18 protein-coding genes are annotated in these 25,337 nt (G+C 75.4%); 10 read left to right on the top strand and 8 right to left on the bottom strand.

Going from position 1 to position 25,337, the window contains the following annotated elements:
* Positions 1–72: 72 nt before the first annotated feature.
* Together HDA31_RS08435 and HDA31_RS08430 are read left to right on the top strand one after the other, a co-directional pair.
* Positions 73–2,553, top strand: coding sequence for an ATP-binding protein (locus tag HDA31_RS08435; protein WP_178065696.1), 2,481 nt, complete (start codon positions 73–75; stop codon positions 2,551–2,553).
* Between the two features lie 44 nt (positions 2,554–2,597).
* Positions 2,598–3,974 (top strand): acyltransferase family protein, encoded by a 1,377-nt coding sequence (locus tag HDA31_RS08430; protein WP_178065697.1) that lies wholly within the window; start codon positions 2,598–2,600, stop codon positions 3,972–3,974.
* On the opposite strand, the gene HDA31_RS08425 is transcribed toward HDA31_RS08430, so the two are convergent.
* A complete protein-coding gene (locus tag HDA31_RS08425; RefSeq protein ID WP_178065698.1) occupies positions 3,946–5,457 on the bottom strand; it encodes a CoA-acylating methylmalonate-semialdehyde dehydrogenase in 1,512 nt (503 codons plus the stop codon). The two genes, HDA31_RS08430 and HDA31_RS08425, sit on opposite strands and share 29 nt — an antisense overlap.
* The gene (locus HDA31_RS08420) at positions 5,454–6,758 is read right to left on the bottom strand and encodes an aspartate aminotransferase family protein (protein ID WP_178065699.1); all 1,305 of its coding nucleotides are present in this window, start codon (positions 6,756–6,758) and stop codon (positions 5,454–5,456) included. Before HDA31_RS08420 ends, HDA31_RS08425 begins: the two co-directional genes overlap by 4 nt.
* Positions 6,759–6,978: 220 nt before the next feature.
* Between HDA31_RS08420 and HDA31_RS08415 the strand changes: the two genes are divergently transcribed.
* Positions 6,979–8,007 (top strand): hypothetical protein, encoded by a 1,029-nt coding sequence (locus tag HDA31_RS08415; RefSeq protein ID WP_221487121.1) that lies wholly within the window; start codon positions 6,979–6,981, stop codon positions 8,005–8,007.
* A 69-nt stretch (positions 8,008–8,076) separates the two neighbouring features.
* On the opposite strand, the gene HDA31_RS08410 is transcribed toward HDA31_RS08415, so the two are convergent.
* Positions 8,077–8,748 (bottom strand): Tat pathway signal sequence domain protein, encoded by a 672-nt coding sequence (locus HDA31_RS08410; RefSeq protein WP_178065700.1) that lies wholly within the window; start codon positions 8,746–8,748, stop codon positions 8,077–8,079.
* 522 nt (positions 8,749–9,270) lie between these two features.
* Between HDA31_RS08410 and HDA31_RS08405 the strand changes: the two genes are divergently transcribed.
* The 3 genes from HDA31_RS08405 (at position 9,271) to HDA31_RS08395 (ending at position 11,353) form a co-directional block, all read left to right on the top strand.
* Positions 9,271–10,035: a TetR/AcrR family transcriptional regulator gene (locus tag HDA31_RS08405; protein ID WP_246384013.1), complete on the top strand. Its 765-nt coding sequence runs from the start codon at positions 9,271–9,273 to the stop codon at positions 10,033–10,035.
* Positions 10,036–10,269: 234 nt separating this feature from the next.
* Complete coding sequence (locus tag HDA31_RS08400) at positions 10,270–10,899, top strand: DUF6230 family protein (RefSeq protein WP_074474272.1); 630 nt, start codon at positions 10,270–10,272, stop codon at positions 10,897–10,899.
* 25 nt (positions 10,900–10,924) lie between these two features.
* Positions 10,925–11,353: a DUF6114 domain-containing protein gene (locus tag HDA31_RS08395; protein WP_178065701.1), complete on the top strand. Its 429-nt coding sequence runs from the start codon at positions 10,925–10,927 to the stop codon at positions 11,351–11,353.
* On the opposite strand, the gene murD is transcribed toward HDA31_RS08395, so the two are convergent.
* The gene (murD, locus tag HDA31_RS08390; RefSeq protein ID WP_074474273.1) at positions 11,350–12,708 is read right to left on the bottom strand and encodes a UDP-N-acetylmuramoyl-L-alanine--D-glutamate ligase; all 1,359 of its coding nucleotides are present in this window, start codon (positions 12,706–12,708) and stop codon (positions 11,350–11,352) included. The two genes, HDA31_RS08395 and murD, sit on opposite strands and share 4 nt — an antisense overlap.
* Before the next feature lie 87 nt (positions 12,709–12,795).
* On the opposite strand from murD, the gene HDA31_RS08385 reads away from it, so the two are divergent.
* Entirely contained in the window at positions 12,796–14,142 is a 1,347-nt protein-coding gene (locus tag HDA31_RS08385; protein ID WP_178065702.1) for a MurL-like N-terminal domain-containing, read from the top strand.
* Positions 14,143–14,155: 13 nt separating this feature from the next.
* Here HDA31_RS08385 and HDA31_RS08380 read toward each other — a convergent pair whose 3' ends face one another.
* From HDA31_RS08380 to HDA31_RS08370, 3 genes are all read right to left on the bottom strand, one after another.
* The gene (locus tag HDA31_RS08380) at positions 14,156–15,928 is read right to left on the bottom strand and encodes a PucR family transcriptional regulator (protein ID WP_501039824.1); all 1,773 of its coding nucleotides are present in this window, start codon (positions 15,926–15,928) and stop codon (positions 14,156–14,158) included.
* A gap of 85 nt (positions 15,929–16,013) precedes the next feature.
* On the bottom strand, positions 16,014–17,465 hold the full coding sequence (argG, locus tag HDA31_RS08375) for an argininosuccinate synthase (RefSeq protein WP_178065704.1): 1,452 nt from the start codon (positions 17,463–17,465) through the stop codon (positions 16,014–16,016).
* 79 nt (positions 17,466–17,544) lie between these two features.
* On the bottom strand, positions 17,545–18,363 hold the full coding sequence (locus tag HDA31_RS08370) for a TrmH family RNA methyltransferase (protein ID WP_178065705.1): 819 nt from the start codon (positions 18,361–18,363) through the stop codon (positions 17,545–17,547).
* Between the two features lie 120 nt (positions 18,364–18,483).
* Between HDA31_RS08370 and HDA31_RS08365 the strand changes: the two genes are divergently transcribed.
* The gene (locus HDA31_RS08365; RefSeq protein ID WP_178065706.1) at positions 18,484–20,331 is read left to right on the top strand and encodes a thiamine pyrophosphate-requiring protein; all 1,848 of its coding nucleotides are present in this window, start codon (positions 18,484–18,486) and stop codon (positions 20,329–20,331) included.
* Between the two features lie 121 nt (positions 20,332–20,452).
* On the top strand, positions 20,453–21,070 hold the full coding sequence (locus tag HDA31_RS08360; protein WP_178065707.1) for a dTMP kinase: 618 nt from the start codon (positions 20,453–20,455) through the stop codon (positions 21,068–21,070).
* A gap of 88 nt (positions 21,071–21,158) precedes the next feature.
* Here HDA31_RS08360 and HDA31_RS08355 read toward each other — a convergent pair whose 3' ends face one another.
* A complete protein-coding gene (locus HDA31_RS08355) occupies positions 21,159–23,348 on the bottom strand; it encodes a transglycosylase domain-containing protein (protein ID WP_221486588.1) in 2,190 nt (729 codons plus the stop codon).
* A gap of 234 nt (positions 23,349–23,582) precedes the next feature.
* On the opposite strand from HDA31_RS08355, the gene HDA31_RS08350 reads away from it, so the two are divergent.
* The gene (locus HDA31_RS08350; RefSeq protein ID WP_178065709.1) at positions 23,583–25,325 is read left to right on the top strand and encodes a glycoside hydrolase family 27 protein; all 1,743 of its coding nucleotides are present in this window, start codon (positions 23,583–23,585) and stop codon (positions 25,323–25,325) included.
* The last annotated feature ends 12 nt before the right edge of the window (positions 25,326–25,337 follow it).

Raw genomic sequence — 25,337 nt, 5'->3', positions numbered from 1 at the left:
GACCCGGCACGCCCCCGCCCTCGATCCTGGACGTCCATGGACGATGTCGGACGCCGATGGAAGGATGCGTCCGTGACCAATGGCTCGGCTGATCCGTCCGCGATCGATCCACTCAGGACGGAAGGCGAGCTGCTGGCGGAGCTCAACCGGCTGCGGGTCCGCGCCGCCCGATCCCGGGGAAAGGCCCGGCTCTCCCTCCAGGACCTGGCGGCGGCCACCGGCGTGCCCAGGAGCAGCCTGGCCAACTACCTCAACGGGCGCAGCGCGATGCCGATGGACGTGCTCGACCGGCTCCTGCTCGCCCTCGGGGTGACGCCGGCCGAGGCGGGCGCGTGGGCCACCCGGTGGGAACGGATCGCCAGCGAGCGCCTCACGCCGGGCGGCTCCCACGGCACGGCCACGAGTCCCGCCGCGCCAGCCCCGGACCTTTCGGCAGCCGACCGGACGCCCGGGGCCGGGCCGCCGGAGCAGTCGGCGGCGGCCCGGCCGGGACCCGCCCTGCCGGTGCCCGCGCAGCTCCCGCCCGCCCTTGGCGCCTTCACCGGTCGGCAGGACGCGCTGACGCAACTCGACGGGCTGCTCGGGCCCCCGGAAGCCAACCCCGCCGCCCCGGTCATCGCCGTCGTCACCGGCACCGCCGGGGTCGGCAAGACCACGCTGGCGACGTACTGGGCGCAGCGGGTCCGCGACCGCTTCCCCGACGGGCAGCTACACGTCGACCTGCGCGGCTTCGACCCGCGCAAGCCGCCGGTGCCGCCCGCCGAGGCGGTCCGGGGCTTCCTGGACGCCTTCGAGGTGCCCCGGCACCGCGTGCCGACCGGCGCGGACGCGCAGGCCGCCCTCCTGCGCAGCCTGCTGACGGGCCGGCGCGTGCTCATGATGCTGGACAACGCCCGGGACGCCGACCAGGTCCGCCCGCTGCTGCCCGGCGCGTCCGGCTGCCTGGTGCTGGTGACCAGCCGCAGCCACCTGCCCGGCCTGGTCGCGGTGGAGGGGGCCCGGCCGGTGCCGGTGGAGCTGCTCGGCCCGGCCGAGTCGCGGACGCTGCTCGCCGCCCGGCTGGGCCCCGGGCGGGTGGCCGCCGAACCGGGGGCGGTCGACGAGATCGCCGGGCGGTGCGCGGGCCTGCCGCTGGCGCTCGCCGTCGTCGCCGCCCGCGCCGCCGCCCACCCGAGCTTCCCGCTGGCCACGATCGCCGCCGAGCTGCGGGAGGCCCCGCGCCGCCTCGACCCGCTCGCCGGCACCGACCCGGGCATCGACGTGCGGGCCGTGCTGTCCTGGTCGTACGCGCTCCTCGGCACACCGGCCGCCCGGCTGTTCCGGCTGCTCGGGCTGGCCCCCGGGCCGGACCTCGGCACGGCCGCCGTGGCCAGCCTCGCCGGGACGTCCGTCGCCGAGGTCCGGCCGCCACTGGCCGAGCTGGTCGGGGCGCACCTGGTCACCGAGCGCCGGCCCGGCCGGTTCACCTGCCACGACCTGCTGCGCGCGTACGCCCGGGAGCTGGCCGACGCGGAACCGGCGGCCGACCGGGCGGCGGCGACCTGCCGGCTGCTCGACCACCACCTGCACACCGCGCACGCGGCCGAAAGGTTCCTGGTCCCGCCGCGGGGCCCGATCGCGCTCGCCGACCCCGCGCCCGGGGTGACCCCCGAGCGCGTCGACGGCCGGGCCGCCGCGCTGGCCTGGTTCGCCGCGGAGCACCGCTGCCTCGTCGCCGCCGTCGAGCACGCCGCCGGCACCGGCCACCACACGCACGCCTGGCAGCTCGCCGCCGCCTGCGTCAGCTTCTTCGACCTGCGTGGGCACTGGTCGGATTGGACGTCGACGCAGCAGATCGCGCTGCGCGCCGCCCGCCGGCTCGGCGACCGCGGCGCCGAGGCCCACGCGCACCGCTTCCTCGGCGGAGCGGCCACCCGGCTCGGCCGGCTCCTCGACGCCCGCGCCCACCAGTCGCGGGCGCTGGTGCTGTTCGACGCGCTGAACGACCGGCTCAACCAGGCGTTCACACACCGCAGCCTCGGCTGGATCGCCGAGCGGTCGGGCGACCACCGCACCGCGCTGGGTCACGACCTGCGGGCCCTGGAGCTGTTCCGGCGCGCCGGCCACCGCGGCGGCGAGGCGGCGGCGCTCAACTCGGTCGGCTGGTGCCACGCCCAGCTCGGCGACCACCGGCGGGCGATCGCGGACTGCGAGCAGGCCCTGGCCCTCCTCGACGAGCTGGGCGACCTGGACGGGGTCGCCATGACGCTCGACAGCCTCGGCTACGTCCACCGCCTCCTCGGCGAGCACGCGCGCGCCGCCGAGCTGTACCGGCGGGCCCGGGGACTCTTCGCGGCGCTCGGTGACCGGCACGGCAAGGCCGAGGCCGGGGCGAACCTCGGTGACACCCTGTGCGAGGCCGGCGACCACGAGGGGGCCGCCGCCGCGTGGCGGCAGGCGCTGGCCGTCCTCGACGACCTCGGCGACCCGAAGGCCGACCGCGTCCGGGCCAGCCTCGACGCGGTGGTCTGCGCCGAGCTGGACCCGGATCCCCCGGGTACGACCCGGCGCTGACCGATCCGGCCACCGGGCGGCCCGGCCTGGCCTAGCCTAGGCCCATGCGCCGCCTGCGGCAGCTCGCCGAGCGCACCCCGGCCGGGCGGGAACGCTACGTCGACCTGCTGCGGGCCGTCGCCATCTGCATGGTCGTCGCCGGGCACTGGGGCGTGACCGTCATCGGCCGCGACGCCGCCGGCCGGCCCACCGGCCACTCCGCGCTCGGCGACCTGCCGTGGGCGTACCCGCTGACCTGGGTGGGGCAGGTGCTGCCGGTGTTCTTCCTCGTCGGCGGGTTCGCCAACGCCGCATCGCTGACCGCGAACCGGGCCCGGGGCGGCGACGCCACCGGCTGGCTGCTGGCGCGCAGCGCCCGGCTGGTGCCGCCGACCACCGTCCTGCTGCTGGTGCTGGCGGCCGGCGCGGGCGGGGCGTACCTGTGGGGCGCCGGGGAGGCGCGGATCCGCACGGTCGTGTGGTTCGCCACCATCCCGCTGTGGTTCCTCGTGCCCTACCTGGCCGCCGTCGCGCTCACCCCGCCGATGCACGCCCTGCACCGCCGGTTCGGGCTCGCCGTGCCGGTGGCCCTGGTCGGCGTGGTCGCCCTCGGCGACGTGGGGCGGCTGGCCGGGCCTGCGCCGCTGGCGTACGGCAGCTACCTGACCGGCTGGCTCGCCGTGCACCAGGCCGGCTTCGCCTGGTACGACGCACACGCCGCAGCCGACGGTCTGCGGGGCGGCGGCGCAGCCGACGGCCGGCACCCGCTGCCGACGTCCCGCCCGGCGGCGGTCGCGCTGCTCGCCGGGGGCCTCGGCGCGCTGCTGCTGCTCACCGCCGTCGGGCCGTACCCGGTGGCGATGCTGCACGTGCCCGGCGAGCGGCTGGACAACGCCAGCCCGCCGAGCCTGGCACTGCTCGCCCTGGCCACCGCCCAGCTCGGGCTGATCCTGCTGCTGCGCGGACCCGCCGAGTGGTGGCTGCGCCGGCCCGGCCCGTGGCAGGCGGTGATCGCGGTCAACTCGGTGGTGCTGACCGCGTTCCTCTGGCACCTCACCGCGGCCCTGCTGCTGGTCGGCGCGCTGGACGCGCTCGGCCGGCTGCCCACCCCGGCGGCGGGGACCGCCGCGTGGCTGGCCTGGCGGGTGCCCTGGCTGCTGCTGCTCGCCGTGGTGCTGGCCGGGCTCGTGGCCGTCTTCGGGCCCGTCGAGGCGCGGGCCGGCCGGCGGCGGCGCGCCGGGGAGGGTGCGCGCCACCGCCCGGCCCGCGCCGGCCTGGTGGTCGCCGGCTACGCCGCCGTGATCGCGGGGCTGCTGGTCAACACCGTCGCCCCGAAGACCGCGCCCGAGCCGCTGGGGCTGCCCGCCCCGGCGCTGGTGGCGTACCTGGCCGGGGCGGGGCTGCTGCGGGGGCTCAGGTCTGGGTGGGGAAGCCGAGGTTGACCCCGCCGTGGCGCGGGTCCAGCCACCGGCTGGTCACCACCTTGCCCCGGGTGAAGAACGCCACCCCGTCGGCGCCGTGGGCGTGCAGGTCGCCGAAGAGGGACGCCTTCCAGCCGCCGAACGAGTAGTACGCCATCGGCACCGGGATCGGCACGTTGATGCCGACCATGCCGGCCTCCACCTCGTGCTGGTAGCGCCGGGCCGCCCCGCCGTCGTTGGTGAAGATCGCCGTGCCGTTGCCGTACGGGTTGGCGTTCACGAGGTCCACCGCCTCGTCGTACGAGCCGACCCGCAGCACGCCGAGCACCGGCCCGAAGATCTCGTCGGTGTAGATCGACATGTCCGGGGTGACCCGGTCGAACAGGGTCGGGCCCAGCCAGAAGCCGTCCGGGTCCCCGTCCGGGACGACGTCGCGCCCGTCGACCACGGGCACCGCCCCGGCGGCCACCCCGGCGTCGACGTACGCGCGGACCCGGGCGGCGTGCGCGGCGGTGACCAGGGGACCCATGTCGCAGCCCCGCCGGCCGTCGCCGGTGCGCAGCCGGCCCATCCGCTCGGCGATCCGGGCGACCAGGGCGTCGGCGACCGGCTCCACCGCGACCAGCGCGGAGATCGCCATGCACCGCTCCCCCGCCGAGCCGAAGCCGGCGTTGACCGCCGCGTCGGCGGCCAGGTCCAGATCGGCGTCGGGGAGCACCACCATGTGGTTCTTCGCCCCACCGAGGGCCTGCACCCGCTTGCCGGCGGCGGTGCCGCGCTGGTGCACGTGCCGGGCGACGGGGGTGGAGCCGACGAACGACACCGCCTGCACCCCCGGGTGGTCGAGCAGCGCGTCGACCGCCTCGGCGTCGCCGTTGACCACGTTGAGCACCCCGTCGGGCAGGCCGGCCTCGGCGAACCACTCGGCCAACAGCAGCGCCGCGCTCGGGTCCTTCTCGCTGGGCTTGAGCACCACCGCGTTGCCGCAGGCCACCGCGACCGGGACGAACCACAGCGGCACCATCACCGGGAAGTTGAACGGGGAGATCACCGCCACCACCCCGAGCGGCTGGCGCAGGCTGTACGAGTCGACCTCGGTGGACACGTTCTCGCTGAACCCGCCGCGCAGGGCCGAGGGGATGCCGCAGGCGTACTCGATGACCTCCAGGCCGCGCTGCACCTCCCCGGCGGCGTCGGCGGGCACCTTGCCGTGCTCGGCGGTGATCACCTCGGCGAGCCGGTCGCGGCGGGCGTTGACCAGCTCGCGGAACGCGAACAGCACGGCCGTGCGCTTCGCCAGGGAGGCGTCGCGCCAGGCCCGCGCGGCGCGGCCGGCGGCGGCGACCGCGTCCGCCACGTCCGCGGCGGAGGCCAGCGCCACCTGCCCGGTACGTCGCCCCGTGGCCGGGTCGAACACGTCCCCGCGCCGGCCGGACGTGCCGTCGACCCGCAAGCCGGCGACGAAGTGCCCGATGAGGTCTCCGCCCCCCGCCCCGGACGTCACGCCGCCACCCCATCGTCGGCGCAGGAGCGGACGGCGTCGACCAGGATGGCCAGCCCCTCGCGGGCCTCGTCCTCGGTGAGGGTCAGCGGCGGGCCCATCCGCAGCACGTTGCCGTAGAGGCCGCCCTTGCCGACGAGCAGCCCGCCGGCCCGGCACGCCTCGAAGACGCGGGTGGTCAGGGCCGGGTCGGGCTCGACGGTGCCCGGGTGGACGAACTCGACGCCGAGCATCAGCCCCTTGCCGCGTACCTCGGCGACGCAGTCGAGGTCGGCCACGGCGGCCCGCAGCCCGTCGACGAGGATCGCGCCGACGCGGGCGGCGTTGGCCTGGAGGTCGTGGTCGAGCAGGTAGTCCAGGACGGCGTTGCCGGCGGCCGTGGCGAGCGGGTTGCCGCCGAAGGTGGAGAAGCTGATCGCCGGCACCGACTCCATGACCTCGGCCCGGCCGACGACCCCGGCGAGGGCGAAGCCGTTGCCGATGCCCTTGGCGAAGGTGAGCAGGTCCGGGGTGACGCCGTGCGCCTGGTAGCCCCAGAAGTGCTCGCCGGTGCGCCCCCAGCCGGTCTGCACCTCGTCGGAGATCAGCAGGATGCCGTGCTCGTCGAGGACCTTCTGCCAGGCGGCGAGGAGCCCGTCGGGGCCGTGCACGAAGCCGCCGACGCCCTGGACCGGCTCGGCGATCAGGCAGGCAACGTCGCCGGCGGTCTGGGTGGCGAGGACCTCGCGCAGGTCCTCGACCGCCGCGTCGAGGCGGTCGGCGGGGTCGAGGCGGGACAGCAGGCCGCGCAGCCGCTCGCCCGAGTGCAGCCAGGCCACCTGGAGCGGGTTGAGGGCGCTGGCCGACCAGCCCCGGTTGCCGGTGACGCCCATCGTCGCGTAGGTGCGCCCGTGGTAGCTGTTGCGCACGGCGAGGATCTGGTGGGAACGGCGGTGGTTGGTGGCGGCCAGCAGGGCGGCCTCGTTGGCCTCGGTGCCGGAGTTGGTGAAGAAGACCCGGGCGTCGGGGATGCCGGAGTGCCGGACGATCTTCTCGGCCAGCTCGACCTGCTGGCGGATCAGGTAGAGCGTCGAGGTGTGCACGAGGCCCGTGGCGAGCTGCCGCTGCACCGCCTCGCGGATCTCGGGGATGTCGTAGCCGATCATGTTGGTCAGCACGCCGCCGAAGAAGTCCAGGTAGGTGCGGCCCTGCGCGTCGGTGACCCGGCGACCGGAGCCGGAGACCAGCTCGATCGGCTCGGCGTAGTAGAGCGGCATCCAGGACGGCAGCACGGCCCGATGCCGGGCCAGCAGGTCGTCGGTCATTCGTCGCACCCTCCAGCGCGTTGGCGGTCACCGCACGCTCCCACCCACCGGCGGCGGGGACAACTGCCACTGTGTAGCGGACCGGCGGCCTTCGGCTGACAGCACGTCAACCGATCGGCTGCGGTTTCCGGGGCGTCGGGCGCGGCCGACGCGCGTTTCCCGTCGTGCCGGGCTCCGGAGGCGACGCGATCCGCACGGTACGATCCGCAGCGTGCGGATCATGCGGGACGTGCCGCTGCCCGACGGGGCGGCGGGTGCTCCCCCGGCCCGGATCGTCGCCGGGCTGCGCGCCTGGGTGACCTCGCCGCCGCTGCGCGGCCTCGTCGCGCGGTTCGGCGGCGACGGGCCCCCGGGCGGCCCGTCCTGCGGCGACCCGCTCTCCGGCGACCCCCTCTCCGGCGATCTGGCGGCGGCGCTGGCCTGGCTGGACGACTTCTCCGCCCGGCACTGGGACTTCCGGGGCGGCCGGGAACGCCCCGAGGCCGCCGAGCCCGCGTTCGATCCCCGCACGGCGGGGCAGGTGCTCGCCGCGGCGTCCGCGCTGGGCCTGGTCCGCCCGGTCCCGCCGGCCCGCCGGGCGTACGCGCACCTGGTCGTCCTCGGCGGGCTCGCGCACGCCTGCCTGCGCCGGGTGGCGTACGCCGCGCACCTGGTGCGCTCGGGCACGGCGGTGGCCGGCGAGGTGGCCGTGCTGGGCAGTTTCCGCCCGCTGTCGGCGGCCGAGCGGCAGACGCTGGCCGACGCGGGCGTCGCGGCCGGCGACACCGAGGTGGACGCCCTCGACGCGGCGGTCCGGCTCGCCTTCGGGATGGCCGGGCCGGCCGAGGCGGACGGCGTGGACGCCGGCCACCCGCACCGCTCCTGGTCCTCGCGCACCTGGCGGCCGGCGGGGTCGCCCCCGGTGCGGGTGCTCGCCGCCCCGTCCGGCGAGCCCGGGCGGCGGCGCGCGCACACCGCCGACACGCAGCGGTTCTGGGCCGGGCACGTCCGGCTCGCGCCGGGCGATCCGGTGCTGATGGTCACCGCGCCGATCTACGTGCCGTTCCAGCACTGCGACGCGTTACGCACGCTCGCCGTGCCGTACGGGTGCGGGATCGAGACCGTCGGCGTCGACCCGGCCCTGCCCGACCTGGTGCGGCTGCCCGAGCCGGCCCTGACGCCGGGGCGCTACCTCCAGGAGATCCGCTCGGCGGTCCGGTCGATGCGCGCCCTGCACGCCGCCGTCACGACCGGTCGAGCGGCCCGCTGAGCGGCCGGCGACCGAGGGCCCGGCCGGCGTCCGACGGGGAGATCGGCCGCCGGCCGGGCCTGCGCGGGGTCAGTTCACGTAGACCGTCGCGCCGCCCTGGGTGGTGTCCCGGACCGGGGCGTACGTGGCGCTGAAGTACGCCGAGGAGAAGCAGGTGCCCGGCCCGGCGGACTTGGTGAACGGCTGGTTGACGAAGGCGATGGAGGTGGTGGCGTTGGACGCCGTCCCCCGCACGACGCCGCCGTTGGCCTTGTAGACGCAGGTGACGTTGCCCAGCAGGGTGCGCAGTGAGACGGTGCTCTGGATCGACCCGGTGAGGGTGACCGCGCCGGCGCTGGTGACGGAGACGGCGTAGGGCAGGTTGTCGACCGTCACGCTGTTGACCCCGAGGGTGCCGACCACGTTGCTGGTGCAGCTGGTGAAGGTCTGCCCGGTGAGGCTCTCGGTGGCGGTGCCCGGGGCGACCGGGTTGGTGACCGCCTTGGCGGTGAAGGTGGACGCGGCGCACTTGACGCCGGTCGTGCCGGTGGCCGACGAGTAGAAGTTGGCGGTGGTCCCGGTCTGGAGGCTGGCCTGGAGGGTGTCGCCCACCGCGACGGCGGTCCCGCCGGCGCTGCCGGTGGTGAGCACCGTGTTGGCGAGGGCGGCCGGGCCGGCGGCGGAGGCGGGGGCCGCCGCGACGAGGGAGCCGAGCAGCGCGCCGGCGGCGAGGCCGACGGCGGCGCGTCCGTACCTGGGCATGGTGGGTCCTTTCGACGGGTGGTGGTGCGACGGCGGCGGCCGGACCGGCGGGTCGCCGCGCCCGGCGGGCCGGGCGCGGCCGGGCGGCCGCGGAGGTGGCCACGGAGACACGCCGTGACCGTGGGCCCGCCGCCGGTGGACGGTCGGCGGCGGAGGGGGACGGGTGCCGCCGGGCGGCGGCGGGGCGGGGTGTGCGGGTCGGTCACCGGTGGCCCGGCGGGGCGACCCTCGGGGTCCGGCCGGTCAGCGGCCGGCGCCGGGTGGGGCACTGCGGCGCAGCCGCGTCACCCGCACCCTTCCGGCCTTGGGGGCGCCCGCGCGGTCGGCGATAATGGCGACCATCGAGCCCTCCTTCGGCGCTGCTCGGTGCGGCCATCCGGCGAAGATGACCATCAGTGACCCGACCGGAACCCAACGTGGTGAAGTTATAAACCCCGGAGGGTCGCAAAGTCAATCGTTGATTCAGGGAGGTCGATGTCAATGTCGCCGGCGCCCCACCCGGCAACCGGGTCCGCACCCCCGTTGGCCGAGCCCGCCGCCCCGCCCCTGCCGGGGGCCCGGCCCGGGCGCGACCCCGAGCGGGCGATCAAGCGCGGCCCGCGCCGCCAGTCGGCCGAGGAGGTCGCGGCGACCCAGCGCGACCGGCTCTTCGACGGGCTCGTGCACGAGGTGGCGGCCAAGGGCTACGACAACGCCCGGGTCACCGACATCTGCGGCGCGGCCGGCGTGACCCGGCCCGCCTTCTACGCCCTCTTCGCCGGCAAGGAGGACGCCTTCCTGGCCACCTACCGGCACGGCACGGCCGTCCTGCTGCGCCTGATGGACGACGCGTACGCCGGGGCGGGGCCGGACTGGACCGCCGCCGCCCGGGCCACCCTGCGGACGCTGCTGGAGGTGCTGGCGAGCGTGCCCGCGTTCGCCCGGATGGCGCTCGTGGAGATCGACGCCGCCGGCCCGGCGGCCCGCGCCGAGCGGGACCTGCTGCTGTCGCGGTTCCACCGGTTCTTCCAGCCCGCCCGACCTCGGTCCCCACTGTCGACCGAGGAGGACGACCTGCTGGTGACCACGGTGGTCGCCGGCATCTACGGCACCCTGCGGCTGCGGGTGAGCCAGGGCCGCACGGCCGAGCTGCCCCGGCTGCTGCCGGTCCTGACGTACGCGATGACCGCCCCGTTCCTCGGCCCCACGGCCGGCGGCCGGGCGGCGCGGGCGACCGACGCGGGCGTCCCGGGCGTCACGGCCCCCTGCGCGGTCGACCCGGCGCGACCCGCCCGGGGGGACGACTGAGCGCGCCGACGACCCCCGCGCGGTCAGAAACCGTCGCGGTTTCTCACTATCGGCAATTTTTCGCAGATCGACCGACTCCATTGGGCATCAATCTTGACCGGCCCTTTACTCGGCGGTAACTTCGCCCTGCGACGGACTCGACACGCCGTACGCGAACCAATTCAGATCATCGCCCCGCTCCGCGCCACGGCCCCCGCACCGGCGCGGACGAATCGATCTCGAAGAGGAGCCGTCATGTCGGACGACACCGTATCCACCGAGCCGGTCCCGCCCTCCGGCGGCGTGCGCTGGCGGCGGTTCGCGGCCAGCCTGGCCGTCGCCGGGGCAGGCGCCGCCGGAATGGTGCTGCTCACCGCGCAGGGGGTGCTCGGCGCGCAGTTCGCGATCTCCGGAATGCCCTTCGTCGTCACCGCCGACAAGCTCGACGGGACCGGGTTCGAGCAGTTCGCCACGCTCGACCAGATGATCGAGGACAGCCCCAACCAGGGCGACACCGGCGGCCAGGTGGTCGTGCTCGTCTCGGCGATCGACAGGGCCGAGCTGACCAATCTGTGCCAGAGCATCAACCTCGGCGGCATGTACATGAAGCTCACCGCCGGCACCGGCAGCAAGCCGGTGACCGCCCGCACCATGGTCGTCGACTCCGACGAGATCTCCGGCAACGCGTCGTTCCAGTCGATCGACATCGGCCAGGACGCCAGCACGCTGGACAAGGTCCCCGGGGTGCGCGGCAACCCGGGCGTCTTCGGCCAGCAGGCCGACAAGGTGACCATCACGGGGCTGCGGCAGAACAACTACGCCACCACGGCCGCGGTGTTCACCCTGCCGAACCTGCGGATGAGCTTCTCCTCCGAAGGCTGCTGAGATGGCCGAGGGTGACGCGACGCCCATGGCTGACGGTGACGCGACGCCCCGGGCCGCCGGGGGGTCGGCCTCCGGCGGGGCCGGCCGGTGGCGGGCCTGGCGGCGCAGCCGTCCCTTCTGGGGCGGCCTGCTCGTCGCCCTCGGCGGCGTCGAGATCCTCGCGACGCTGCGCGCGCCGCTGCCGGTGATCCTGCACGTCGGGCCGCAGGGACTGGCCGGCTACCTGGTGCCGGTCATCCTGCTGCTGTGCGGCGTGCTGCTGCTGGCCCACCCGCCGCAGCGGCTCTTCTACGCGCTGGTCTCCCTGGTGCTCGCCCTGGTCTCCTGGCTCACGTCCAACCTGGGCGGCTTCTTCGTCGGGATGCTGCTCGCGCTGGTCGGCGGCTGCCTCGCGTTCGCCTGGACGCCGGCCGGGGCGGGCCGCCGCCCGGCCGAGCCCGCCCGCAGCGGCTAGCGGACGGGGTGGGTGGCGGTGTCGCGGACCGCCTCGGCGAAGACCTCGGACCGGTGCTCGAAGTTGCGGAACCGGCCGTAGCTGGGCGCGGCCGGCGAGAGCAGCACCACCCCGCCGGCCGGGGTCACCTCCCGGGCCCGGCCCACAGCGGCCACCAGGTCGTCCACCACCTCGGCCCGCACCTTCGGCAGCCCGGCCAGCGCGGCCACGATCCGCTCCCCGCTGTCGGGGATGCCGAGCACGGTGATCTCCCGCTCGGCCAGGTGCTCGCGCAGCGGGGCGTAGTCCAGCCCCCGGTCGGTGCCGCCGACGATCACCGTCAACGGCCGCCCCTCGTACGCGTCGATGGCGTGCATCGCCGCGTACGGGCTGGTGGCCAGGGTGTCGTCGACGAAGGTGAGCCCGGACGGGTCGGCGATCTCGGTGAGCCGGTGGGCGAGGCCCTGGAAGCCGGCGACCGCCACCGCGAGGGTGTCGGCGCGGGCCGCCACGTCCACGCCGAGCGCGTCGAGCACGGCGAGGGCGACGCAGAGGTTGCCCTCGTTGTGCCGGCCGACCAAAGGCAGCACCGCGCGCGCGAACAGCGGCCGGTCGCCGAGGTGGAACCAGGGCGTGCCGTCCGGGCCCGGGGCCACGTGCGTGGTGTCCGGGGCGCCGGCGCGCACGGCCGGCCGGTCGCCCAGCTCGGCGGCGAGCCTCGGGTCGGCCCCGTTGACCACGATCGTCTGCGGCCCGTGCGCCAGCAGGTTGAGCTTGTCCCGGTAATATTCCCGCTCGCCGCCGTGCGCGTCCAGGTGCTCGGGGAAGAGCGCGGTGACCACCGCGACGCGCGGCGAGTCGGTCAGGTCGGCGCACTGGTAGCTGGACAGCTCCAGCACGTACAGGTCGGCGTCGGGCAGGTCGAGCAGCGGCACCCCGATGTTGCCGCCGAAGACGTTCGGCCGGTCGACCGCGGTGAGCAGGTGGCTGATCAGGCTGGACGTGGTCGACTTGCCCTTGCTGCCGGTCACCCCGACGGTCCGCCGGGCGTGGTCGGCCATCCACAGCGCGCTGCCCTGGGTGACGGTGACCCCCCGGCGGCGCAGCTCCACCAGCCACGGGTGGGTGTTCGGCACCCCGGGCGAGCGGACCACCACCTCGGCCGCGGCCAGCCGGGCGAAGCCGTCCTCGCCGGTGACCAGCGGGGCCGCCTCGGCCAGCGGCCCCTCCCACGGCAGGGCCAGGAAGTTGGCGCTGTCGTCGACCGCGACCAGGCCCGCCGGGCCGTGCGCGGCGATCGCGATCACCGCAGCCCGGCCCTCCCGGCCGGTGCCCCAGACGGCGACGGTACGTCCGCGCAGGTCAGACAGGCGCACGGGTGATCTCCTCCACGGTGGGGCACGTCGGCGGGCCGGTCGCCCGCAGCCGGGCACGGCCGGACGAACCAGGGCCTAGTATGGCGTGTGCCCAACGAGCAGCTCCGGCGGATGGACGCCTTCACCTTCCCGTCCTACTCGATCGACCTCGCCACCGGCGAGGCGTTGTTCGACTACGCCCTCACCGGCCCCGGCGGCGAGCAGCGGTTCACCGAGGCGATCACCCTCCCGCTGCCCGCGCAGCCGCCCTCCGACGCCACGGTGGCCACCCTCGGCCGGGTCCTGGAGCTGCTGCACGTGGTCGCCGGCGTCAGCTACTACAAGACCGCCGCGCCCCGCCGGCTGGTGCTGCCGACGCCGCTGGGCGGGGCCGCCGCCGCGCTGGTCACGGCCGTCTACACCAAGGGCCTCGCCGAGTACGCCTACCGCAACCAGCTCCCGCACGTGCTGGAGCTGGTCCCCGAGGTCCCGGCGGGCTCGGTGCCGCCCGCGCGCGCGTACGACAACTCCGACCTGCGCCCCCTGTCGGCCGTCGGCGGCGGCAAGGACTCCATCGTCAGCCTGGAGGCGCTGCGCCGCGCCGGCCTCGACCCGGTGCCGTTCTCGGTCAACCCGAACCACGTCATCGTCGCGGTCAACGAGGCGTCCGGGCTGGCCGCCCTCGCGGCCCGGCGGCGCATCGACCCGGTGCTGTTCGACCTCAACGCCGCCGGGGCCCGCAACGGGCACATCCCGGTCACCGCCATCAACTCGCTGATCGCGGTCGCCACGGCCGTGCTGGGCGGGCTCGGCCCGGTGGTGATGTCCAACGAGCGGTCCGCGTCCGACCCGAACCTGGTCTGGAACGGCCACGAGATCAACCACCAGTGGTCCAAGGGCGTGGAGGCCGAGGGGCTGCTGCGGGCGGCGCTGGCCGAGCACGCCGGGCTCACCGAGCCGTACTTCTCGCTGCTGCGCCCGCTGTCCGAGCTGCACATCGCCCGGCTCTTCGCCGAGATCGACAGGTACGACGACGTGGTGACGAGCTGCAACGCCGCGTTCAAGCTGCGCGACGCGAGCGAGCGCTGGTGCCGCGACTGCCCGAAGTGCCGGTTCGTCTTCCTGGCCATGGCCCCGTTCATGCCGCGCGAGCGGGTCGTGCGGATCTTCGGCGGCGACCTGCTGGCCGACGGGTCCCAGCTCCCCGGCTACCGGGAGCTGCTCGGCGTGGACGGGCACAAGCCGTTCGAGTGCGTCGGCGAGGTCGAGGAGTCGGTGGTGGCGTTGAGCATCCTCGCCGAGCAGGAGCAGTGGCGCGACGCGCCGGTCGTGCGCGCCCTGGTCGACGCGGTGCCGGAGACGGCCTGGTCGGCGGCGGCCGCCTCGGACGTCTTCACCCCCGGCGGCCCGCACTTCGTCCCGCCCGCCTACGCGAAGGCCCTCTCGCCCGGCTGAGCCGGGCGGCGGCTCAGGGGGTGCGGACGGCGTCCAGGGCCAGCAGGGCCACGTGCAGCGACAGGCACGCCTCCACCGAGTCGAGGTCGGCGTCGAGGATCCGGGCGATGCGGGCCAGCCGCTCGTAGAACGCCGGCCGGGACAGGTGCGCGGCGGCGGCCGCCGCCGACTTGTTGCGCCCCTGCTCCAGGTAGGCCCGCAGGGTGCCCAGCAGCTGCTCGCGGGGGTGCCGGGCGTCGTACGCCAGCAGGGCGCCCAGCTCGCGCTCGACGAACGTCTGGAGGCGCGGCTCGTCGCGCAGCAGGTGCAGCAGGCCGGCCAGCCCGACGTGCGGCAGCCGGAAGACCGGCAGGTCCCGGCGGTCCCGGCGGGCCGCGTCGGCGACCTGCCGCGCCTCCACCAGCGAACGGCGCGCCTCCCGGAGGCTGCCCACCCCGGAGCCGGCGGCGACGATCACCGTGCCCGCCCCGGTGGCCCGCGCCGGGGCGGGCTCGGCGGCCCTCGACCCGGCGGCGTCGACCCGGTTGCGGCGCAGCGCGGCGGCGAACGCGGCCAGCGCCCGGTCCTCGGCCGCCGGGTCGGACAGGGCGAGCAGCACCCCGACGGCCTGGTCGTCGACGGCGCTGCTCAGCCCCGTCAGCTTCGCCTCGCGCAGGGCCTGCCCGACCGCCTCGGACAGGTCGCGCAGCCGGGCCGGCCCCGCCTCCGGGTCCGCCGGGCCGGGCTCCTCCGGCGGGGCCCCGTCGGCGGCCGGGTCGTCGGTGCGCCAGCGCACCACCACGCCGACCAGGTGCCGGCGGTCCAGCACCACCCCCAGGGCCCGGGCGCGCAGGGCCACCTCGTCCACCGGGCGGGAGTGGTCCAGCAGGGCGGTGAGCAGCGTACGGTGGATCTGCCGCTCCAGCCCCTCGGCGTCGCGCCGGATCAGCCGCCCCAGCGCGAGCGTGGAGGCGGCCCGCTCGACGAGGATCGTCAGCCGCGTCGGCGGGGTGACCATCCGTGGCGCGACGTCGGCGGGCTCCGCCGCCGGGTCGGGCAGCGGCGCGGGGGCGGCCAGCTCGCCGCCGCCCGGCCAGCGCAGCAGCAGCCGGCCCCAGTCCTGCCCCCGGGCCCCGACGGTGGTGACCAGCCAGCCCCGGTCGGTGTCGTACGCGGTCCGCCCCGGCGGGCTGATCCGCCGGGAGTGCTGCTCCCAGCCGTCCAGCAGCAGCTCGGCGCTCTGCCCCGCCGGGTCGTAGGCGAGCACCTGCCGCGACAGGTTCTCCAGCACCACCGGGCAGCCGGACAGCTCGGCGGCCTGCCGGACCACCTCGGCCGGGCCGGCGCCCTCGACCGACAGCTCGGTGAACCGCTGGTGGATCTCCTCGGTCGCCCGCAGCTCGGTGAGCTGGGCGTCGACGATCAGCGCGTGCACGGCCTCGGTGACCCGCACGAACGGGGTGGCCCGGCGCAGCTCGACCAGGGGCAGCCCGCGCCGGGCCGCGGCGGCGGCCATCACCCGGGGCACGCCGCTGACATACCGGCGGCCCAGCTCGACCACGAGGCCGGAGACGCCGACGTCGGCCAGCTCGCCGATGAACGCGCGCAGCCCGGCGTCCTCGCCGGGCAGCCCGATGCCGGTGGTGAGCACGAGCTCGCCGCCGCGCAGCAGGGACGCGATGTCGGGCACCTCCGCCACGTGCACCCAGCGCACCGGCCGGTCCAGCCCGGCCTCCCCGGCCACCAGGCGGGGCGCGCCGTGGCGGATGGGGTCGAGCGCGAGGATCTCACGGACGGTAGGGAACACGCGCGACACGCTACCGTCCGTGACTCCGATCCTGAACAGGCCGCCGCCCTCGCGGGTGGCTCGGGCGCCGGGCCGCCGTGGCCCGTCAGTCGACGCCGAGCTCCATCGCGGCGCGGTCGAGCGCCGCGTCGTCGGCGGAGGAGACGCCCCGGGAGGCGATGGCCTCCGCGCCGCCCTGCGGCATCGCGCCGATCAGCCCCGTCGAGGCCGCCTGCGCCGCGCCGATCATCCGCTGGGGTGCCGCGCCGCCGACCAGGCCGAGGGAGGCGTACTGCTCCAGCTTCGCCCGCGAGTCGGCGATGTCCAGGTTGCGCATGGTGAGCTGGCCGATGCGGTCCGACGGGCCGAAGGCCGAGTCCTCGGTGCGCTCCATCGACAGCTTGTCGGGGTGGTAGCTGAACGCCGGGCCGGTCGTGTCGAGGATCGAGTAGTCCTCGCCCCGGCGCAGCCGCAGGGTCACCTCGCCGGTGACCGCCGCGCCGACCCAGCGCTGCAACGACTCGCGCAGCATCAGCGCCTGCGGGTCCAGCCAGCGCCCCTCGTACATGAGCCGGCCGAGGCGGCGGCCCTCGTTGTGGTAGTTGGCCAGGGTGTCCTCGTTGTGGATGGCGTTGACCAACCGCTCGTACGCGGCGTGCAGCAGCGCCATGCCGGGGGCCTCGTAGATGCCCCGGCTCTTGGCCTCGATGATCCGGTTCTCGATCTGGTCGGACATGCCCAGGCCGTGCCGGCCGCCGATGGCGTTGGCCTCCAGCACCAGGTCGACGGGGCTGCCGAACTCCTTGCCGTTGATGGTCACCGGGCGGCCCTGGTCGAAGCCGATCGTGACGTCCTCGGCGGGGATCTCCACGGACGGGTCCCAGAACTTCACGCCCATGATCGGCTCGACCGTCTCGATGCCGGTGTCGAGGTGTTCGAGGGTCTTGGCCTCGTGGGTGGCACCCCAGATGTTGGCGTCGGTGGAGTAGGCCTTCTCGGTGCTGTCCCGATACGGCAGGCCGCGCTCCAGCAGCCACTCCGACATCTCCTTGCGCCCGCCCAGCTCGGTGACGAAGTCGGTGTCGAGCCACGGCTTGTAGATGCGCAGCTGCGGGTTGGCCAGCAGGCCGTAGCGGTAGAAGCGCTCGATGTCGTTGCCCTTGAACGTCGAGCCGTCGCCCCAGATCTGCACGTCGTCGGAGATCATGGCCCGCACCAGCAGGGTCCCGGTCACGGCCCGGCCCAGCGGCGTGGTGTTGAAGTAGGCCCGCCCGCCCGAGCGGATGTGGAACGCGCCGCAGGTCAGCGCCGCCAGGCCCTCCTCGACGAGGGCGGCGCGGCAGTCGACCAGCCGGGCGACCTCGGCGCCGTAGCTGAGCGCGCGGCCGGGCACCGAGGCGATGTCGGGCTCGTCGTACTGGCCGATGTCGGCCGTGTAGGCGCAGGGGACGGCGCCCTTGTCGCGCATCCACGCGACCGCGACCGAGGTGTCGAGGCCGCCGGAGAAGGCGATGCCGACACGTTCGCCGATGGGCAGGGAGGTGAGAACCTTGGACACGGGGAAGATTATTCATCATGCCGCATGGTCATGCAAGCGGACGCGCCCGACGCGACGGGCGTCACTCCCCCGCCCGCGGCTACCCGCGCAACGGCGGGTCGTCGCGGCCCAGCTCCCAGAACGCCACCGCCGCCGCGGCGGCCACGTTCAACGAGTCCACCCCGCGCCGCATCGGGACGACCACCCGCACGTCGCTGGCGGCCTGGGCCGCCGCCGTCAGGCCGGGCCCCTCCGCACCCAGCAGCAGCGCCGCCCGCGCGCGCTGCGCCGGGGTCACCCGCTGGATCGGCACCGCGTCCACCGCCGGCGTCAGGGCCAGCACCGTGAAGCCCGCCTGGCGCACCTGGTCCAGGCCGTCCGGCCAGCTCCCGAACTTCGCGTACGGCACCGCGAAGACCTCGCCCATGCTGACCCGCACGCTGCGCCGGTAGAGCGGATCGGCGCAGGTGGGCGACAGCAGCACCGCGTCGACGCCGAGCGCGGCGGCCCCCCGGAAGATCGCGCCGAGGTTGGTGTGGTTGTTGACGTCCTCCAGGATCGCCACCCGCCGCGCGGCGGCGAGCACCCCGGCGACGTCCGGCAGCGGCCTGCGGTGGAACGAGGCGAGCACCCCCCGGTGCACGTGGAAGCCGGTCGCCTTCTCCAGCACGTCCGGGGTGGCCGCGTAGACCGGGGCGTCGCCGGTGTCGAGGTCGGCGAGCTGGTCGACCCGCTTGGCGTCCACCAGGAACGACCGGGCCGGATAGCCGGCCCGCAGCGCCCGGCGCAGCACCAGCTCCCCCTCGGCGATGAACAGGCCGTGCGGCGGCTCCCACCGGGTGCGCAGCTCCACGTCGGTGAGGGCGCGGTAGTCGGCGATCCGCTCGTCGTCGGGGTCGGTGATCTGCAGCACGGGCATCCGGCGATTCTGCCGGACCGGGCCGCCGGCCCCGAGCGCCGGTCGCCCGGTCGGCGTTTTCCCGGCGTACGACGGGGAACGGTGCTCCGGGACAGCGGACGCGACCGGAGGGACCCACGGATGGGTGCGAACCAGGCCGGCGAGCCGGCACCGGACGGGCACGGCGGGCTGCCCAGGAACGCCACCGTCGCCGACCACATCGTGGCCCGGCTGGCCCAGTGGGGCGTGCGCCGCTACTTCGGCTACCCCGGCGACGGCGTCAACGGCATGACCTCGGCGCTGCAACGCGCCGGCGACCGGGCGGAGTTCGTCCAGGTGCGCCACGAGGAGACCGCCGGCTTCGCCGCGTCGGCGCACGTCAAGTACGGCGGCGGGCCGCTCGGCTGCGCCCTGGCCACCAGCGGGCCCGGCGCGATCCACCTGCTCAACGGCCTGTACGACGCGAAGCTCGACCATCAGCCGGTGGTGGCCCTGGTGGGGCACACCGCGCTGACCGCCGAGGGCGGCGGCTACTACCAGGAGGTCGACCTGCTCGCCCTCTACAAGGACGTCGCCTCGGCGTTCCTGGCCCAGCTCGACGACCCGTCCCAGGTGCGGCACCTGGTGGACCGGGCCTGCCGGACGGCGCTGGCCCGGCGCACGGTCACCGCGCTGGTGCTCCCCTCCGACGTGCAGGACGAGCCGGCCGTGCCGGACCCGCCGCACGCGCACGGCTACTACCACACCTCCGCCGTGCCGAGCAGCGCCACGACCGTGCCGCCGGAGACGGACGTGCGCCGGGCGGCGGAGGTGCTGCGCGGCGGCGAGCGGGTGGCGATGCTGGTCGGTCAGGGCGCCCTGGGCGCGGAGGCCGAGGTGCGGCAGGTCGCCGACCGACTCGGCGCGGGGGTGGCCACCGCCCTGCTCGGCTTCACCGCCGTGGACCACCGCGAGCCGTGGGTCACCGGCGCGATCGGGCTGCTCGGCACCCGGCCGAGCTGGCAGCTCATGCGCGACTGCGACCGGCTGCTGATCGTCGGCAGCAACATGCCGTACTCGGAGTTCTACCCGCCGCAGGGGCAGGCCCGGGGCGTGCAGATCGACGTCGACGGCAGCCGGCTCGGGCTGCGCTACCCCACCGAGGTCAACCTCACCGGCGACGCCGGCCCCACCCTGCGGGCGCTGCTGCGCGAGCTGGGCCCCGGCGCCGCCCCGACCGCCTGGCGGCAGCGCATCGCCGACGCCACCGCCGGCTGGCACCGCGCCCAGCGGGAGATCGCCGGCCAGGCCGCCGACCCGGTGAACCCGCAGGCGCTGTTCGCGGCGCTGGACGACCAGCTCCCCGGTGACGTCATGCTCGCGGTGGACTGCGGCACCTGCACCGCCTGGTACGCCCGGCACCTGCGGCTGCGCCCCGGGATGCTGGCCAGCCTCTCGGGCACCCTGCTGTCGATGGGCGGGGCCATGCCGTACGGGATCGCCGCGAAGCTCGCCCACCCGGACCGGCCGCTGGTCGCCCTGCTCGGCGACGGGGCGATGCAGATGAACGGCGTCAACGAGCTGATCACCGTGGCGAAGCACTGGCGGGGCTGGCCGGACCCCCGGTTCGTGGTGCTGGTGCTCAACAACCGGGACCTCGCGTTCGTGAGCTGGGAGCAGCGCTCCGGCGAGGGCACCCCGATGTTCCCGGCCAGCCAGGACCTGCCCGACGTGGCGTACCACCGGTGGGCGGAGGTGCTCGGCCTGCACGGCATCCTGGTCGACTCCCCCGACCAGGTGCCGGACGCCTGGCGGCGCGCCCTGGCCGCCGACCGCCCGACGGTGATCAACGCGATGGTGGACCCGGCCGAGCTGATGCTGCCGCCGCACTTCACCGCCGCGCAGGCGCGCAAGACGGCGGCGGCGGTGCTGCGCGACCCCGACCGGGCGGGCATCGTCCGGCGCGGCCTGCCCGCCGCCGTCTCCACCTGGCGCCCCCGCCTGCGGTGAAAGGAAGGGCCCCTGCTTAACGCATCCGGTAGAGAAGGGTCCCCTTCTTGCACGCCCGGGCGGCCGGGGCCGCCGGGCGGGGCGGGGGGCGGGTGGCGGGCCGTGGGTAGGGTGGCGGGGCATGGGACGCCCGGTGCTGATCGCGCTCGTCGGCGTCGACGGCTCGGGCAAGACCACCCAGGCGCGGGCGCTGGCGCGACGGCTGACCGCGCGGGGGGTCCCGGCCACGTACTTCGAGAACGCCGGCGGCCGGCCGCTGTGGAACAGGCTGGCCCGCTCGGTCGGGCGGCCGGACGGGGTGGCGCTGTTCGGCCGTACCCTCTACCCGGTCGTCGAGGCGACGGTGCGCGCGGCCGCCATGACCCGCGCCCTGCTCCGGTCGTGGGCGACCGGGCGCACGGCGGTGCTGGACCGGTGGACGTACTGCCAGCATGTGATCATGCGGGCCCGGGGCGACCGGGGCCGGCGGGCGGTGCGCGCGGCCTACCGGGTGTTCCCCGCGCCGACGGTGGTCTGCTTCCTGGCCGTCGCGCCGGAGGTCGCGCAGCGGCGGGTGCTGGCGCGGGGCATCGACACCGAGGAGCTGACGCACCTGCGCGCGCTGGACGCCGCCTACCGGGCGCTGCCGGAGTTCGGCGGGTTCGTCGTGGTGCCCGGCGACGGCGACCCCGACGAGGTGGCCGCCGCGCTGGACCGGGCCGTCACGCCGCTGGTCGGCGGACAGGCCGCGCCGGGCTGACACAGCCACCGGCTCCGGCGCCACGGCGACTGTTAAGAAGGGGCCCCTGCTCTACCGAATGCGTTAAGCAGGGGCCCTTCCTTGCGCCTCAGCCGCGGCCGCGGTTGAGCCAGCGCAGCACGTCCGGCGACGGGGTCTCCGGCCGGCTGGGCGTGGGCGTCGGCTGCGGGGCGGGGCGGCGCACCTCGCCGGCCAGCTCGCGGCTGGGCGGGGTGAAGTCGCGCACCGGCTGGCCGTCCACGGCGGCGCGGATCGTCCGGGCCACCGCGGCGATGACCTTCGCCTGCACGGCCGAGCCGACCGCGTCGCCCGGGTCGTCGGGGTTGGCGGCGATGCCGGCGACGGCGACCTGCGGGGTGAAGCCGACGAACGTCTCGGTGGCGGCCTGCTCCGAGCTGCCGGTCTTGCCGGCGACGGGACGCCCGACGATCGTGTCCACGGCGGTGGCGGTGCCGCCGTCGCACTGGCCGTAGGTGCTCTGCTGGCCGACGGGGCAGCGGGCCGCGTCGGTGGCCGCGCGGGCCACGTCGGCGTCGAGCACCCGGCGGCAGGACGGCTCGCCGACGTCGACCCGGTCGCCGTCGGCGGCGGTCACCGACACCACGGGCAACGGCGTGCAGTACGTCCCCTCGGCGGCCACGGTGGCGTAGGCGTTGGCGAGGTCGAGGGGGGTGGTGGCGGCCACGCCGAGGGTGAACGACCCCCAGTCGGCGGCGTCGTCGCGGGCGAACGCGGCGTCGGCCTCGGCGCGGAAGGTGATGCCGAGGCGCTGGGCCATCTCCACCACCTTCGCGGGGCCGACCTGCTCCGACAGCCACACGAAGTACGTGTTCACCGAGCGGCCGAAGCCGTCCCACATGGTGCGGTAGCCGTCCATCCACTGCGGGTTGGCGTTGGCGGGGCACCACTTCCCGCCGCAGCTGGCCTCCCCCTCGGCGGCGTACCGGGTGGGCAGCCGGCTGGGCGCGTCGAAGCCGGTGGCGAGCTGCCTGCCGTTCTCCAGCGCGGCGAGCATGGTGAACAGCTTGAACGTCGACCCCGCCTGGTACCCGTCGACGCTGCCGCCGCCGGAGATCAGCGGGTTGACGGTGTTGGGGTGGTTGGTCTGCCCGTCGGGGTTGGCGTCGAGGCTGTAGTGCCGGTTGACGGCCATGGCGAGCACCCGGCCGGTGCCGGGCTGCACGGCCGCGATGGGCAGGGCCCGCTTGTCGTCGTACCCGTAGACGGCCGTGGCCTGCTGCTGCGCGGTCTGCTGGAGTTTCGGGTCCAGGGAGGTGACGACGGTGTAGCCGCCCCGGCGCAGCGCCTGCTCCCGCTCGGCGACGGTCTCGCCGAACGCGGGCTGGGTGAGCCACCACTGGCGCAGGTAGTCGCAGAAGAAGCCCCAGTCGTCGTGGCCCTCGGCGACGGCGGTGCAGCCGTTGGGCTGCTGGGTGGGGCGCAGGGTCAACTCCTCGGCCTGCGCGGCGGCGGCCTGCCCGGCGGTGATCTTGCCGGTCGCGGCCATCGCGTCGAGCACGTACGCCCGCCGGGACAGGGCCGCGTCGGCGTCGCCGTCGATCGGGCTGTACGCGTCGGGCGACTGCACCAGGCCGGCGAGCAGGGCCGCCTCGGGCAGGGTCAGCTCGGCCGGGGACTTGGCGAAGTAGCGCTGGCTGGCCGCCGCGATGCCGTACGCGCCGGAGCCGAAGTAGGCGATGTTGAGGTAGCGGTTGAGGATCTCGTCCTTGCTGAGCCGCTGCTCCAGCGCCGTGGCGTACCGGATCTCCTGGAGCTTGCGCCCGACGGTCTGCTCGGTGGCCGCGGCCCGCTCCTCGGCGGTGCGGTCCGGGTCGGTCTTGAGCACGTTGCGCACGTACTGCATGGTCAGCGTGGAGCCGCCCTGCTCGGTGCCGCCGCCGGTGACGTTGGCGACCAGGGCGCGGGCGATGCCGCGCAGGTCGGTGCCGCCGTGGGAGTAGAAGCGCCGGTCCTCGGCGGCGACGATGGCCTCGCGCATCACCGGGGCGATCTCGGCCAGCGGCACGTCGGTGCGGTTGACGTCGTAGAACGTGGTGATCAGCGTCTTGCCGTCGTTGGCGTACAGGTACGACCGCTGCGGGGTGGTCGGGGTGCGCAGCGCCTCGGGCAGTGCCGCGTAGGACCCGACGGCCGACGTGGCGGCGTAGCCGAGCAGCAGGTTGGCCGGCAGCGCGGCGGCGGCCAGCGCGAGGCCGGCGAGCAGTCCGGCGAGCAGCACGGTGAACAGCCGCGACAGCGGCGACCGGGGTGGCGGCATGCAGCCAAGGGTTGCCACGAAAGCCGCGATCCGACCACCCCCGGCGGCGGGTTGTCGGCTATTTCACCGGCGGACGCCGGCGTTCTGGGCGCGCATCGCCCCTGCTCGACGCCCCTGTCCGACTCCGGCCCGAGCGGCTCGACAGATTGACTTCCGACAATGTTAGCGCTAACAATGAATCGGGTTGCCGGCAGGTGAGCGCAGCAACCTCCCCGAAACGGAAGGGAAGGCCAGATGAGAGCAGCTCCAGGGCCGGCCGGCACGGCACCGGTCAGGCGCGGCGCGACGGCCGTGGCCCTCGCGTTGGTCGCGGCGCTCGCGGGCGCGGCCGGGGCGGGCGCGCCCGCCACCGCAGCCCCGGCGGAGGTCGCCGCGGCGGGCACGACGTCGGCGGAGGCCGCGGACGAGACGCCGACGGCGACCGCCGCGAACCAGGTGGTCACCAAGCCGCCGATGGGCTGGGCGTCGTGGAACACCTTCGCCGCGAAGATCGACTACAACGTGATCAAGACGCAGGTCGACAGCCTCGTCTCCAGCGGCCTCAAGGACGCCGGCTACGAGTACGTCAACATCGACGAGGGCTGGTGGCAGGGCACCCGGGACGCCGCCGGCAACATCACCGTCGACACCACCGAGTGGCCCGGCGGGATGAAGGCCATCGCCGACTACATCCACAGCAAGGGCCTGAAGGCGGGCATCTACACCGACGCCGGCCGCGACGGCTGCGGCTACTACTACCCGACCGGCCGACCGGCCGCCCCCGGCTCCGGCAGCGAGGGGCACTACGACCAGGACTTCCTCGCGTTCTCCCAGTGGGGCTTCGACTTCGTCAAGGTCGACTGGTGCGGCGGCTCCGCCGAGGGGCTCAACCCCCGGACCACCTACCAGGCCATCAGCGACTCCATCGCCCGCGCCACCGCGCAGACCGGCCGCCCGATGGTGCTGTCGGTCTGCAACTGGGGCGTGCAGAGCCCCTGGGACTGGGCGCCCGGCATGTCCACCATGTGGCGCACCAGCGGGGACATCATCTACTACGGGCAGCAGGCGTCCATGGACCGCGTGCTGGCCAACTTCGACTCCGCCCAGCACCCCGCCGCCCAGAGCGTCGGCCACTACAACGACCCGGACATGCTGATCGCCGGGATGCCGGGGTTCAACGCGGCCCAGAACCGCACCCACCTCGGCCTGTGGGCGATCTCCGGCGCCCCGCTGCTCGCCGGCAACAACCTGGCCACCATGTCCGCCGAGACCCGGGCCATCCTCGGCAACCGCGAGGTCATCGCCATCGACCAGGACCCGCTGAGCCGGCAGGGCGTCAAGGTCGCCGAGGACTCCGCCGGGCTCCAGGTCTACAGCAAGGTGCTCGCGACCAGCGGCCGGCGGGCGGTCCTGCTGCTCAACCGCACCGGGTCGGCCGCCACCGTCACGGCCCGCTTCGCCGACCTCGGGCTGGGCGGCACCGCGAGCGTACGCAACGTGTGGACCGCCACCGACCTGGGCTCCCGGACGACCAGCTACGCCACGAGCGTCCCCGCCCGCGAGGCCGTCCTGCTCGTCGTCAGCGGCACCGAGGACACCGGCGGCGGTACCCGCACCGGGGGGCTGGTCGGCCGGCAGTCCGGCCGCTGCCTGGACGTCAACAACTTCGCCACCACCAACGGCACCCAGGCCCAGCTGTGGGACTGCACCGGCGCGAGCAACCAGACCTGGACGTACACCTCCGCCCGGCAGCTCAGGGTCTACGGCAACAAGTGCCTGGACGCGTACAACGCGGGCACCGCCAACGGCACGCGGGTGGTGATCTGGGACTGCAACGGCCAGGCCAACCAGCAGTGGACCGTCAACGCCGACGGGACGATCCGGGGCGCGCAGTCCGGCCTGTGCGTCGACGCGTCGGGAGCCGCCACGGCCAACGGCACGAAGATCGTCCTGTGGACCTGCGGCTCCGCCGACAACCAGCGGTGGAGCTGGCGCTAGCCCGGCAGCCGA

It is taken from the genome of Micromonospora carbonacea, assembly GCF_014205165.1.
GTDB lineage: Bacteria > Actinomycetota > Actinomycetes > Mycobacteriales > Micromonosporaceae > Micromonospora > Micromonospora carbonacea.
The sequence above is the reverse complement of the archived record's forward strand: the minus strand, read 5'-3'. Positions and strand labels throughout refer to the sequence as shown.